We start from the raw sequence: 13,349 nt of genomic DNA, 5'->3' as shown, positions 1-13,349 counted from the left end.
GGAGGAAGCATGGCAACCCGTATTGAATTTAGCAAACATGGCGGCCCGGACGTGCTCAACGCCGTTGAATTCACCCCTAACGCCCCTGCCGAGAACGAAGTGCAGGTAGAAAACAAAGCTATCGGCATCAACTACATTGATACCTATATTCGCAGCGGGCTCTATCCGCCGCCATCGCTGCCGAGTGGCCTGGGTACCGAAGCCGCTGGCGTAGTCAGCCAGGTGGGCAGCAACGTTAAGCATATCAAGATAGGCGATCGCGTGGTCTACGCGCAGTCGGGCCTTGGCGCTTACAGCTCGGTGCACAACGTCGCGGCGGATAAAGTGGCTCTGCTTCCGGCAGCCATCTCCTATGAACAGGCTGCAGCTTCCTTCCTCAAAGGGCTAACCGTCTACTATCTGCTGCGTAAAACCTATGAAATTAAGCCCGGCGAACCGTTCCTGTTCCACGCTGCGGCGGGCGGCGTGGGGCTGATTGCCTGCCAGTGGGCGAAAGCGCTGGGGGCGAAGCTGATTGGTACCGTCGGCAGCGCAGAGAAAGCGAAGCGCGCGCTGCAGGCAGGTGCCTGGCAGGTGATTAACTACCGTGAAGAGAACATTGCCGAACGCGTCAAAGAAATAACCGGCGGTAAAAAGCTGCCGGTGGTGTACGACTCGGTGGGGAAAGATACCTGGGAGGCCTCGCTCGACTGCCTGCAGCGTCGCGGTCTGATGGTCAGCTTCGGCAATTCATCCGGCCCGGTGACCGGCGTGAATCTGGGGATCCTCAATCAGAAAGGCTCGCTGTTCGTGACCCGTCCTTCCCTCTACGGCTATATCACCACCTACGACGAGCTGAAAGAGGCCAGCCACGAACTGTTCTCACTGATCGCCAGCGGCATTATCAAGGTAGACGTGGCGGAAAGTCAGAAGTACCCGCTGAAGGAAGCGCGTCGCGCGCATGAGATTCTGGAAAGCCGGGTAACGCAAGGCTCAAGCCTGCTGATTCCTTAAGTGTTTTCACTGCACAAAAGACTAGGGCTTCCCGCAGGAAGCCCTTTCTTTTTTTAGTTCGGCTGTATGTAGGGTACAGCGCGATGAATTCGTTATCGGCGGTAATAGTGACAGATTTATTACGCGGATCCTACGGAGATTTATGCAAAAATATCGAGGTTGTGACACACCCCTCAATACCTCCGGTAATTGCTGCGGTACGGTGGATTTTTCGGCCCCTTGATCGCCCGGATAATCCACACCGCTGCCACCGCCAGAATTAACCACGGCAGCAGCTTGATCATCATCGCAAACAATCCGCCGACGAACATCAGTACCGCCGCCACAACAAGTGCGGCGAGAATGCCAAGCAGGGAAATCCCCGTCACCAGCAGCATCACAAAAAAGCCAATCACAAATAACAGTTCCAGCATGGTCGTGCCCCCGGAAAATAGACGTTTCTCTGATGTCACTATTACAAAAACCGTGCCAAAAATAACTTATTGATTATCAAAAAAAACGCCCCGCGACAATGCGCAGGGCGTGGTGAATTTGACCAGATTTTAGCGAAAAATTTAGCGCTTATCGGCCACCAGCTTCAGCGCATGCTCCAGTACGTTAATATCGGCCCCGGCCTTGTGCGCGTTTTCGCTCAGATAGCGACGCCATTGGCGCGCACCGGGGATGCCCTGGAACAGCCCCAGCATGTGACGAGTGATATGTCCAAGATAGGTGCCGTTGCTCAGCTCACGCTCGATGTACGGATACATCGCGCGCACCACCGCCACCGGGTCGGCATCAACGTCGGTGGCGCCGAAGATTTCACGATCGACCGACGCCAGGATACCCGGGTTTTGATAGGCTTCACGGCCCACCATCACGCCGTCCATATGTTCCAGATGCGCCCTGGCCTCTTCCAGCGATTTAATGCCACCGTTGATGGACATCGTCAGATGCGGGAAATCGCGCTTGAGCTGATACACTCGCGGGTAGTCCAGCGGCGGAATTTCGCGATTCTCTTTCGGGCTCAGGCCTGAAAGCCAGGCTTTACGGGCGTGGATGATAAACATCTCACATTCGCCGCGGCCGGAAACCGTGTCGATGAAATCGCAGAGGAATTCATAGCTGTCCTGATCGTCAATACCAATACGGGTTTTCACCGTCACCGGAATGGACACCACGTCGCGCATCGCCTTGACGCAGTCTGCCACCAGCTGCGCGTTGCCCATCAAGCAGGCGCCAAACATACCGTTCTGTACGCGATCGGACGGGCAACCGACGTTAAGGTTGATTTCGTTATAGCCGCGTTCCTGCGCAAGCGCAGCACACTGCGCCAGCGCCGCCGGGTCGCTGCCGCCAAGCTGCAGGGCAACCGGATGCTCTTCTTCGCTATACGCCAGGTAATCGCCCTTACCGTGAATAATTGCCCCGGTCGTCACCATTTCGGTATACAGCAGCGTGTGCCGGGACAGCAGGCGCAAGAAGTAGCGGCAGTGCCTGTCGGTCCAGTCGAGCATCGGCGCGATGGAGAAACGGTGAGCGGGGAAAGTAGCGGTCGAGGATTCTGACAACATGGTGATTATTTAAGCATCCGGAAAAATGGGCGGCTACTATAGCACAAACCTTGAGCGCGGATGTAGCGAATCCCCGGTGGGTAACACGCTGGCAGCTGGGGTAAGCCTGATAAGCACAGCGCCATCAGGCGGTCCAGCGCACGTTGCCGGATGGCGACGTAAACGCCTTATCCGGCCTACAAGATCCGTGGTCAGAACATGACGCTAAGCTGCATCCCTGCCCCCCAGGTTTGCTCTTCGCCGTACAGTCCCATCAGATCGACGTGCACCCGATTAAAGGGCGCAAAGCCGACGCCGCCAGTAAAGACGTTGCTGTCGTTATTTTTTACATCAGCGCGATAACCCGCGCGCACCGCCAGCCAGTCCAGCGGGCGCACTTCTGCGCCAACGCCTACGTACTGCGACGCCTCTTCACTTTTAAAGCCCTTGGTTTGCGTCAAATCACCATCGACGCTTAAGGTCACGAGATCGGTGTGCCAGGCCACCCCAGCGGTCACCAGTGGACGTATCTGGTAGGTATCGCGCACGCCGGCCACTTCTTTGGTATCAATATCGCGCGAGAACAGGTTTTGCCCGCTGAGCCCCACCGTCCAGCTCTCGCCAAAATCGGCAGTCATCCCGGCATCGACGTTAAAGCCCGTATCATCATTGCGATAGCGGCTGCTGTTGATGTCGTCGCTGCTGAAGTTGTAGATAGAGACGGTGTAGTTATAGAGCCAGGTTTGCTGGAGCTTCGGCGTAACGCCCAGTGAAATCGGTACGCCGCCAGGATTAAACTGACGGGCCATCGCCACGCCGTAGTCAGAGACGATCGCTGCGCGGCCAAATCCCTGTGATTTCAGATTGTTGGGATCGACCATCAGCACGCTGGCCGGCACCGCCTGCACGCGGCGCAGCGTGTCGATGTCACCCTGGTCGATATACGAGCTGAGGCGCGCGCGCGCGTTGGCCTTTGCCACAAACGCCACCGCCAGTACATCGTTCGGCACTGCCACCACCATCCCTGCCCCCGCTTTCGCGCTGGCAGTTTTGCCCTTCAGGGATGATAGCCGATCCGCCAGATCCCCCGCCGCACCGGATACCTGACGATAACCCGGGCTGCCGGGGACAAACAGCTGCACAGGATTCACACCGTTGAGCGCTTTACGGTAGCCATTCACATCGTCGCTGATATCGTCGATTTCGCTGCGCAGATCGTCCTTATCGGATATCTGCGCGCCGATCGTCGGAAAAACCAGCGTCACCGCGTCGTCAGGCTGCGACCTGGCCAGCAGCGCGGGGTTAATCAGCGCCCCGCTGGCGTACGGCGCCGAAGCCACCCCCGTGCCACCCATCGCATCGCTTCGGGCCTCAACCCAGCCGTTTGCCGCCTCTGCCTGCCCTGCCATAATGAAAGAGACAGCGATCCCCATCAGCGAAAATTTGTCGTTTTTTTTCACAGTTTGCTCGTCTTATTGTCTGTTATGAAACAATCCCCCCTTCGTTATCACCTGAACGGGGGCGAACTATTGCTGTGAATAACGGGACAAAAAGCGTTCTGTTCCCTTAACTGAAATTTTCTACAAGCTGGTTATTATTAATAAGCACCCTAATCTTTTATAGAAGATAAGATTACTTTCGCCCAGGTTTTCCGTCGTGCGGGCCAAAAAATTGCGGTGGGTGATCCACCCAGCGGTCTTCGCGCGTGACGGCATAAGCAGCGTTCAACGGGTAGTAAATACGGTTATGCTTTTTGTTGGCTTCACCCACCACCAGCAGCCGTACCTCTTCGCTGGTGTTGTTGATGAAGGTATGGCATACGCCGGTTCCGGCCGGAAAACCAACGCTGTCACCCGGTTCAAGTTTCCACAAATAGCCGTTAATCCACGCCTGTGGATAGCCTTCCAGCACGTAGATAAACTCTTCCTCGTCGCTTTCGGCGTGCGGATACGAGGTGCGGCGGCCGGGCGGTAATCGTTCGTGGTGAATGCCGATATGCCTGAGCCCCAGCGCACGGGCCAGCGGCGCACCGATGGCAAAACGCTCGTCGCTGTCGGGGTAAGTGGAGTCGTCGGGTCCTTCAACATCGCGCCAATGGCGAATACAGTCGGATCTTTTCATCATTTTTCATCCTGAGTGTGAAGTTCACCTGCTATAACACACCTATAGCACACCTGTGGAAACTCGGTGTTTCCGGCATAACATGGTAAAGTAGGGGTTTATTTCACCCGTAACCCGAGGACGCCAATGGATAAGACCACCACGCAAGAACTGTTAGCGCAGGCTGAGAAGCTGTGCGCGCAACGCGGCGTGCGCCTGACTCCGCAACGTCTGGAAGTGTTGCGCCTGATGAGCCTGCAGGAAGGGGCGATTAGCGCCTATGACCTGCTGGACCTGCTGCGCGAGAAAGAACCCCAGGCCAAACCGCCAACCGTCTATCGCGCGCTGGAGTTTCTGCTTGAGCAAGGCTTCGTACACAAGGTGGAATCCGCCAACAGCTACGTGCTCTGTCATCTGTTCGATCAGCCGACGCATACCTCCGCGATGTTTATCTGCGATCGCTGCGGCGTGGTGAAAGAAGAGTGTGCAGAAGGGGTGGAAGATATCATGCATACGCTGGCGGCGAAAATGGGCTTTGCCCTACGCCACAACGTCATTGAGGCCCATGGCCTATGCTCTGCCTGCGTCGAGGTTGAAGCCTGCCGCGCGCATGAGCACTGTCATCACGACCATACCATTCAGTTGAAGAAAAAGGCCCGCTAACCGAGCGATTAGCGGGGGGAGTACATCCGTGTACTCCGGGCAGGAGAAGCGCGTTACCAGCGGATATTGTGGCGTTTATCCCAGCTGTCGACCTCTTTTTCCGCCTGATCTTTCGCGTATCCGTAGCGTTCCTGAATTTTACCGACCAGTTGGTCGCGTTTGCCTTCGATCACCGTCATATCATCGTCGGTGAGTTTGCCCCATTGCTCTTTCACTTTACCTTTAACCTGTTTCCAGTTACCGCCGATTTCGTCTTTATTCATCGTCGAATCCTCGATCGTCAGTGAGTGAATAGCGAAAGAGACACGTTCTTTTTCGCTAAGCGTGAGGTTAATTGTAGTCAGTCATTCTGGGTTCATTTCACTATTCGGAATCTTTAACCATTTCTCAGGAAAACCAGCTATTGTTTCGCCAATGGCGACGCCAGATATACGCCAGCGACAGCCCGCGCAGCGCGAGGAATACAGCCAGCGCCAGCCACAGCCCGTGGTTGCCGAGCAGCGGCAGCGCCAGCAGCGTTAGCGCAAAGCCTAAGGCGGCCACCGCCATACTGTTTCGCATTTCAGCGCCGCGCGTTGCGCCGATAAACATCCCGTCCAGCAAATAGCACCACACGCCGATCGCCGGCAGCACAACCTGCCAGAGCACATAGCGATCGGCAAGCTGCTGCAGTTCAGGTAGCGACGTTAACAGCGCGACAATCTGTTGCCCCAGCAGCGCGTACACCAGCGCAAACGCCAGCGCGACCACGCCCGCCTGACGGCATGCGGCGTGCCAGACCTCCAGCAGCTTGCTGCCATCGCGCGCCCCGAAAGCCTGCCCGGAATGGGCCTCCACCGCGTAGGCAAAGCCGTCCAGCGCATAGGCTGTAAACGTCAGCATGGTCATCAGCACCGCGTTTACCGCCACCACGTCGCCGCCGAGGCGCGCACCGAAAACGGTCACCGCACCAAAGCACAGCTGTAACAGCAGGGAACGCAGCATAATGTCGCGGTTCAGCGCCAGCAGACGGCGAATGTTGCCGCGCCAGGCGTTTTTCAGCATCAGCCAACTGATGCCCCGCATCACCAGCACCTTGCGGACCATCACCAGCCCGACCAGCAGCGTGGCGTATTCGGCAAGCGCCGTCGCCAGCGCCGCCCCCTGTACGCTCATGTGCAGCCCCATCACCAGCCATAGGTCGAGCACGATATTCAGGACATTGCCCACCACCAGTAAAACAACCGGCGCACGAGCGTACTGTACGCCCAGCAGCCAGCCCAGCAGCACAAGGTTAGCCAGCGCCGCGGGGGCGCTGAGCCAGCGGATGGTCAGAAAACGCCGCGCCTGCTCCAGCACCTCGCCGCTGCCGCCAACGATGGAGAGCGCCAGATTGATCAGTGGCGTTTTCAGCAGAATAATCAGCAGCCCGGCCCCCAGCGCCAGCATGAGCGGCTGCACCAGCGCGCGAGCCAGCGCCTGCGGATCCTTCGCACCAAACGCCTGTGCCGTCAGACCGGTCGTGCTCATGCGCAAAAACAGCAGCAGCATAAACAGGAAGCTGGTCGCGGTCGCGCCAATCGCCACGCCGCCCAGATAAACAGGGCTATCGAGATGACCAATCACGGCGGTGTCCACCAGCCCGAGCAACGGGACGGTAATGTTGGAGAAAATCATGGGTAGCGCAAGGCGCCACAGGGCCTTATCGGCGGAGGTAAGTAGCGGCATGAGTGTCGACCAGAAAGGAAAAAGACGGCGATACGGGGCGTATCGCCGTCATGAGAAAGCGGGTGTTACAGCCATTCGCCGTTGCGAATAACGCCAACGGCCAGTCCTTCGATCGAGAAATTCTGCTGGCGCAGATCGACCACGATAGGTTTAAATTCGCTGTTTTCCGGCAGCAGTTCGACGACGTTACCCTGTTTTTTCAGGCGTTTCACCGTCACTTCTTCATCAATGCGCGCGACCACAACCTGGCCGTTACGCACGTCCTGCGTTTTATGCACGGCAAGGAGGTCGCCGTCCATAATACCGATGTCTTTCATCGACATGCCGCTGACGCGAAGCAGGAAGTCGGCGCTGGGTTTAAACAGCGAGGGATCGACCTGATAATGACCTTCGATATGCTGCTGCGCCAGCAACGGCTCACCCGCCGCGACGCGGCCCACCAGCGGCAGGCCCTCTTCTTCTTCCACCAGCAGGCGGATACCGCGAGAAGCGCCGGATACAATCTCAATGACACCTTTACGCGCCAGCGCTTTCAGGTGCTCTTCAGCCGCGTTCGGGGAACGGAACCCCAAGCGCTGAGCAATTTCCGCACGCGTCGGCGGCATGCCCGTCTGGCTGATATGATCCCGGATGAGATCAAACACCTCTTGCTGCCTGGTCGTTAACGCTTTCATTCCGCCCCCTGGGTGTATATACAGTTATGCTGTGAGTATATACAGCTAGTGTCTATTTTGAAACCATAAAACGCACGAAATCAGGCAGTTTTCACAGCTTTAGTGGAAATGCGCCCACAGCAGCATGCCCCAGGTGATCAGCGCGACAAAAATCGCCAGCAGCACCGCCGCCGACCCCATGTCTTTTGCCCGTCCGGACAGTTCGTGATACTCCGAGCCAATGCGATCGACTACGGCTTCCAGCGCACTATTGAGAATTTCCACTATCATCACCAACAGGACGGAACCGATAAGCAGCACGCGGGTAATCGCATCGACATCCAACCAGCAGGCGATGATAATCGCCAGCACCGACGCGACGCCCTCCTGGCGGAATGCGGCTTCGTTGATCCACGCCGCGCGAAATCCTTTCCAGGAATAGCCCGCTGCTTTGATGATTCGGGTGAGCCCGGTGGTATTATTGGCCATCTCAAGAACCTTTTTTGTTATTACGTCAATGACAATGCGAGTTATGCAGCGGTAGAACAGAAATTCTGCTGACTTTCTGATATTCTTGCCGCGCATTTGCATGATTAACCAGAGGCTTTACATCGTTTATGTCCGGCTGGCCACGAATTTACTACAAATTACTGAATTTACCATTAAGCGTACTGGTAAAAAGCAAGTCTATTCCGGCAGAACCTGCCCAGGAACTGGGGCTCGATACGTCGCGCCCGATTATGTACGTCCTGCCTTATAACTCTAAGGCCGACTTGCTGACGCTGCGCGCCCAGTGCCTGGCGCATGATTTACCCGATCCGCTTGAACCGTTGGAAATCGACGGCACTCTGCTGCCGCGCTACGTGTTTATTCACGGCGGCCCGCGCGTGTTCACTTACTACACGCCGAAGGAAGAGTCGATCAAGCTGTTCCACGACTATCTCGATCTGCACCGCAGCAATCCGGACCTGGATGTGCAAATGGTGCCGGTTTCCGTGATGTTCGGGCGCTCTCCGGGCCGCGAAAAAGGCGAGGAAAATCCGCCGCTGCGTATGCTCAACGGCTTCCAGAAATTCTTCGCCGTCTCCTGGCTTGGTCGCGATAGCTTCGTGCGCTTCTCGCCGTCTGTGTCGCTGCGCCGCATGGCCGACGAACACGGCACCGATAAAATCATCGCCCAGAAGCTAGCACGCGTTGCCCGCATGCACTTTGCCCGTCAGCGCCTGGCTGCGGTTGGCCCGCGCCTGCCGGCACGTCACGACCTGTTCAAAAAGCTGCTGGCTTCGAAAGCCATTGCGAAAGCGGTCGAAGATGAAGCGCGCAGCAAAAAAATCTCCCATGAAAAAGCACAGCAGAATGCGATTGCGCTAATGGAAGAGATTGCGGCCAACTTCTCCTACGAGATGATTCGCCTGACTGACCGTATCCTCAGCTTCACCTGGAACCGTCTGTACCAGGGCATTAACGTCCATAACGCCGAGCGCGTACGCCAGCTGGCGCACGACGGCCATGAAATTGTCTATGTGCCCTGCCACCGTAGCCACATGGACTACCTGCTGCTCTCTTACGTGCTCTATCATCAGGGCCTGGTGCCGCCGCATATTGCCGCCGGTATCAACCTGAACTTCTGGCCAGCCGGTCCGATTTTCCGTCGTCTGGGCGCGTTCTTTATTCGCCGTACCTTTAAGGGTAACAAGCTTTACTCCACCGTGTTCCGTGAATACCTTGGCGAGCTGTTCAGCCGCGGCTATTCCGTCGAGTACTTCGTGGAAGGCGGGCGCTCGCGTACCGGCCGTCTGCTGGACCCGAAAACCGGCACCCTGTCGATGACCATTCAGGCGATGCTGCGCGGCGGTTCCCGACCTATCACCCTGGTGCCGATTTACATCGGCTACGAGCACGTGATGGAAGTGGGTACCTACGCCAAAGAGCTGCGCGGCGCGACGAAAGAAAAAGAGAGCCTGCCGCAGATGCTGCGCGGGCTGAGCAAGCTGCGCAACCTCGGCCAGGGCTATGTCAACTTCGGCGAACCGATGCCGCTGATGACCTACCTGAACCACCACGTGCCGGAATGGCGCGAGTCTATCGACCCAATCGAAGCCGTGCGTCCGGCATGGCTGACGCCGACCGTCAACAAGCTGGCAGGCGAGCTGATGGTGCGTATTAACAACGCCGGTGCGGCGAACGCGATGAACCTGTGCTGCACCGCGCTGCTGGCCTCGCGCCAGCGTTCGCTCACCCGCGAGCAGCTGACGCAGCAGGTAGAATGCTACCTGGCACTGATGCGCAATGCGCCGTATTCACCGGATGCCACCGCACCAAAAGCCACCGCCAGCGAGCTTATCGACCATGCTCTGCAGATGAATAAGTTCGAAGTCGAGAAAGACACTATCGGCGACATCATTATTCTGCCGCGCGAGCAGGCGGTGCTGATGACCTATTACCGCAACAACATCGCGCACATGCTGATCATGCCGTCGCTGCTGGCGGCCATCATGACCCAGCATCGTGAGATCTCTCGCGAGCAGGTGCTGAGCATCATTGGTACGCTGTACCCGATGCTCAAAGCCGAGCTGTTCCTGCGCTGGGATCGCGAGGCGCTGCCGTCGGTGATGGACACCCTGATTGCCGAAATGGTCCGTCAGGAGCTGATTACCGAGCAGAACGGCAACCTGCGGATTAACGCTTCGCACTCCCGCACGCTGCAACTGCTGGCCGCTGGCGCACGCGAAACGCTGCAGCGCTATGCGATCACCTTCTGGCTGCTGAGCGGCAACCCGTCGATGAACCGCAGCACGCTGGAGAAAGAGAGCCGTACGCTGGCACAGCGTTTGTCGGTGCTGCACGGCATCAACTCGCCGGAGTTCTTTGATAAAGCGGTGTTCTCCTCGCTGGTGCTGACGCTCCGCGATGAGGGTTATATCAGCGACAGCGGTGACGCCGAGCCGGAAGAGACGATGAAGGTTTACCAGATGATGGCGGGCCTGATTACCTCGGACGTGCGCTTGACGATTGAGAGCGTAACGCAGGAAGAGGCGGCGCAGTAAAAACAAAAATCCCCGGTCAGAAAGCCGGGGATTTTTTTATCGCGTGGTGACCGAATGCCACGCCTGATGGCGCTGCGCTTATCAGGCCTACACACGCGAGTGGCAGCGTAGCCCGAATAAGGCGTTTACAGGCCGCATTTAAAACTGCCAGTAGCTCATCGCCAGGCCAATAAACAGCACCAGCCCCACGTAGTTATTGTTCATAAATGCCTGGAAGCACGGGCCGCGTTCGCGGTGGCGAATCAGTTTCTGCTGGTACACAAACAGCGCACCGGCGATCAGTATCGACCAGTAGAACGCCCAGTGCAGGCCGTTGAGCCAGCCAATCGCCACCATCAGCACCAGCACGCATGTCTGCAAAATACCGATAATCAGGCGGTCATTGTCGCCGAACAAAATCGCCGTGGATTTGATGCCGATTTTCACGTCATCGTCACGGTCTACCATCGCGTACTGCGTGTCGTAAGCCACCGCCCACAGAATATTCGCCAGCAGCATCAGCCAGCAGCTCAGCGGCAGCGTCTCGCTCACCGCCGCGAAGGCCATCGGAATCGACCAGCCAAACGCCGCCCCCAGCACCACCTGCGGCAGGTGGGTATAACGCTTCATAAACGGGTAAACCCACGCCAGCGCCAGCGCCGCGATTGACAGTAAAATGGTCATCGCGTTGAGCGTCAGCACCAGCAGGAAGGAAAGCGCCACCAGCACGATAAACAGCGTACGGGCCTCTTTCTCCGTGACCGCCCCGCTCGGCAACGGTCGATTTGCCGTCCGTTTGACGTGACCGTCAAATTTACGATCCGCATAGTCGTTCACTACGCAGCCCGCGGCGCGCATCAGCCATACGCCCGCCACAAAGACCGCCAGGATCCACAGCGGCGGCACACCCGGCGAGGCGACCCACAGCGCCCACAGCGTCGGCCACAGCAGCAGCAGCGCGCCGATCGGTTTGTCCGTGCGCATCAGCCGATGGTAGGCCAGCAGCTTATTCTGCTTCAGACTCCACTCCATTCTTTTTTTCCTCTCAGTACAGCGGCGATGCCGGTAAAAACAGCTCGGTTAACAGCAGCGGTTTACCGCTTAAGCGGAGGCGGGAACGACGCCCCCACAGCGCATCATGACGACCTATCTCAATAAAATCTCGCGTCAGCGTTGACGACGTAAACAGGTAGCGACCCAGCGGCGTTTGCCCCAGGTTTTGCAGCGCCAGCTCCGGCCCGCAGAGGGTCGACTCTGGCACCACGGTGCGCCCGGCAAGCCACGGTTCACCGCCGACGCACAATAATATTTCCCGCAGCCAATAGCGAGCCTCTTCTGGCAGCAGATGCTGCTCAGCCGCCAGCGAGTCGCGGCTGACAAATTCTTCATTTAATAGCGTGACGCTGACGGGTTTCCCGAACTGCTCAAACCGTTTGGTCATGGAATCTTCCAGCATCAGCCAGTCGCGCTGAGCGGGTTCAAGCGGGGGAATGACGTCAAAATAGCGCAGCGCGCGTAGTTGCGTCAGTGCAGAGTGCGACATGCCTGTCTCTCCAATACAAAGCGTTTCGCCATTGTATCGCAGAAAGTCGCGTGAGGGGGTGCAGGAATGGTCAAATACGATCATTAGCGCAACAGCAGTGCAACAGTTTGCGTTGCGCGATAAAAAAGGTGCGCCCACAAGGGCACACCGAAAGGCTTCGCCTAAACATCAGCGCTGCGGGGAGAACTTACCCCTTGCCTTTTACAGCGCCGATAAAGGTGGAACGAGCAGATTTAGAGCCCAGGCGCTCGGCTTCATTCATCAGCTTGAGGGCTTTGTCGATATCCCCTTTCGCTACCGCCTGTTTAATGCCGTTGTTGAAATAGCTTTCCGTATCATCCAGCATCGGTTCCGCCTTCGCCGCTGGCGCTGGCGCAGGTGCTGCGACTGGGGCTGCCGCTGGCGCGCTGTAGGCCGGTGCCGCCGTGTTGCCGACGGTGACCGGCGCCGGGCCGGAAGAGCCGAACAGCGGGCCAACCAGCACGCTGGAGCTGCTGTTGGTTTTCACTTTCAGCTTCACTAAGCCGTCGGTAATGTGTTTGGCTACCGGGTCCGGAATATCCGGTACGGCATTACCGGTGCCTTTCGCGTAGGCTTTTGCCGGGTCCAGCAGAGTCGTGGTCTGCTGGAGATCTTTCTCGGTCGTAAAGACCAGGACATACAGCTTCTGCTGGCCCAGCGCTGGCGTCAGGCGCATCACCCCTTCCAGACGGTCGGCGCTCATCACGCCCGGTGCCTGGTAGGTGAAGTAGCTGCTGGGGAAGAAGGCAGAAGGCGTCATGTTCTGATCGAGAATCAGCACGTTTGGCGCAAATACGTTAGTTTGCTTGTTGACTTCACTGGTCAGGGTCAGCGTCAGTTCACCGATGTTAGCCGGGACGCTGTAGGCCGCCACGTTGCCGGTGATACCAGGAACGTTCAGGCTCTGACCGCCGGTCGCAAGCTGGGTGGACTGCACTTTGGATTGGTCTACCGGCGTCCAGGTCAGCTGCTGAAGCGCAGAGGTTGGAATCGTCGGGGCGGCGCTGGTGTTTTGTGGCACATAGTTGACGTCGGCGAGGCTGATGCCCGGGACGCTCGCCATTAATCCAGCAGATAAGCAGAGAGCAACGAGACTTTTTTTCATTTTCAT

General features: G+C 57.5%; 14 protein-coding genes. 3 read left to right on the top strand and 11 right to left on the bottom strand.

Going from position 1 to position 13,349, the window contains the following annotated elements:
* Positions 1-9: 9 nt before the first annotated feature.
* Entirely contained in the window at positions 10-993 is a 984-nt protein-coding gene (locus V6942_RS18650; RefSeq protein ID WP_182929639.1) for a quinone oxidoreductase, read from the top strand.
* Between the two features lie 173 nt (positions 994-1,166).
* Here the strand turns inward: V6942_RS18650 and pspG are convergent, their stop codons facing one another.
* From pspG to V6942_RS18630, 4 genes are all read right to left on the bottom strand, one after another.
* Positions 1,167-1,406 (bottom strand): envelope stress response protein PspG, encoded by a 240-nt coding sequence (gene pspG, locus V6942_RS18645; RefSeq protein WP_182929640.1) that lies wholly within the window; start codon positions 1,404-1,406, stop codon positions 1,167-1,169.
* A gap of 141 nt (positions 1,407-1,547) precedes the next feature.
* Complete coding sequence (dusA, locus tag V6942_RS18640; protein WP_182966493.1) at positions 1,548-2,546, bottom strand: tRNA dihydrouridine(20/20a) synthase DusA; 999 nt, start codon at positions 2,544-2,546, stop codon at positions 1,548-1,550.
* A gap of 191 nt (positions 2,547-2,737) precedes the next feature.
* On the bottom strand, positions 2,738-3,985 hold the full coding sequence (locus tag V6942_RS18635; RefSeq protein WP_333501646.1) for a conjugal transfer protein TraF: 1,248 nt from the start codon (positions 3,983-3,985) through the stop codon (positions 2,738-2,740).
* A 172-nt stretch (positions 3,986-4,157) separates the two neighbouring features.
* Complete coding sequence (locus V6942_RS18630) at positions 4,158-4,646, bottom strand: cupin domain-containing protein (protein WP_333501663.1); 489 nt, start codon at positions 4,644-4,646, stop codon at positions 4,158-4,160.
* Positions 4,647-4,772: 126 nt separating this feature from the next.
* On the opposite strand from V6942_RS18630, the gene zur reads away from it, so the two are divergent.
* The gene (gene zur / locus V6942_RS18625; RefSeq protein WP_106928580.1) at positions 4,773-5,288 is read left to right on the top strand and encodes a zinc uptake transcriptional repressor Zur; all 516 of its coding nucleotides are present in this window, start codon (positions 4,773-4,775) and stop codon (positions 5,286-5,288) included.
* A gap of 53 nt (positions 5,289-5,341) precedes the next feature.
* On the opposite strand, the gene V6942_RS18620 is transcribed toward zur, so the two are convergent.
* The 4 genes from V6942_RS18620 to V6942_RS18605 all read right to left on the bottom strand — a co-directional run bounded on the left by V6942_RS18620 (position 5,342) and on the right by V6942_RS18605 (position 8,137).
* On the bottom strand, positions 5,342-5,551 hold the full coding sequence (locus tag V6942_RS18620; protein WP_106928582.1) for a CsbD family protein: 210 nt from the start codon (positions 5,549-5,551) through the stop codon (positions 5,342-5,344).
* 124 nt (positions 5,552-5,675) lie between these two features.
* The gene (gene dinF / locus V6942_RS18615; RefSeq protein ID WP_106928584.1) at positions 5,676-6,995 is read right to left on the bottom strand and encodes an MATE family efflux transporter DinF; all 1,320 of its coding nucleotides are present in this window, start codon (positions 6,993-6,995) and stop codon (positions 5,676-5,678) included.
* Positions 6,996-7,060: 65 nt separating this feature from the next.
* Positions 7,061-7,669, bottom strand: coding sequence for a transcriptional repressor LexA (gene lexA, locus V6942_RS18610; RefSeq protein ID WP_064546646.1), 609 nt, complete (start codon positions 7,667-7,669; stop codon positions 7,061-7,063).
* A gap of 99 nt (positions 7,670-7,768) precedes the next feature.
* Positions 7,769-8,137 carry a diacylglycerol kinase gene (locus V6942_RS18605; RefSeq protein ID WP_106928585.1) on the bottom strand — a complete coding sequence of 123 codons (369 nt, stop codon included), beginning with the start codon at positions 8,135-8,137 and terminating at the stop codon, positions 7,769-7,771.
* A gap of 128 nt (positions 8,138-8,265) precedes the next feature.
* Between V6942_RS18605 and plsB the strand changes: the two genes are divergently transcribed.
* The gene (plsB, locus tag V6942_RS18600) at positions 8,266-10,695 is read left to right on the top strand and encodes a glycerol-3-phosphate 1-O-acyltransferase PlsB (RefSeq protein ID WP_106928587.1); all 2,430 of its coding nucleotides are present in this window, start codon (positions 8,266-8,268) and stop codon (positions 10,693-10,695) included.
* A gap of 138 nt (positions 10,696-10,833) precedes the next feature.
* On the opposite strand, the gene ubiA is transcribed toward plsB, so the two are convergent.
* From ubiA to malM, 3 genes are all read right to left on the bottom strand, one after another.
* Positions 10,834-11,706, bottom strand: coding sequence for a 4-hydroxybenzoate octaprenyltransferase (gene ubiA / locus V6942_RS18595; RefSeq protein ID WP_333501645.1), 873 nt, complete (start codon positions 11,704-11,706; stop codon positions 10,834-10,836).
* Positions 11,707-11,719: 13 nt separating this feature from the next.
* Positions 11,720-12,217, bottom strand: coding sequence for a chorismate lyase (gene ubiC / locus V6942_RS18590; RefSeq protein ID WP_106928591.1), 498 nt, complete (start codon positions 12,215-12,217; stop codon positions 11,720-11,722).
* A gap of 187 nt (positions 12,218-12,404) precedes the next feature.
* Complete coding sequence (gene malM / locus V6942_RS18585) at positions 12,405-13,349, bottom strand: maltose operon protein MalM (RefSeq protein ID WP_182929645.1); 945 nt, start codon at positions 13,347-13,349, stop codon at positions 12,405-12,407.

The sequence above is a fragment of the Kluyvera genomosp. 2 genome (genome assembly GCF_036759865.1).
GTDB classification, from domain to species: Bacteria; Pseudomonadota; Gammaproteobacteria; order Enterobacterales; family Enterobacteriaceae; genus Kluyvera; species Kluyvera ascorbata_B.
This window is presented reverse-complemented; position numbering and strand designations above follow the sequence as displayed.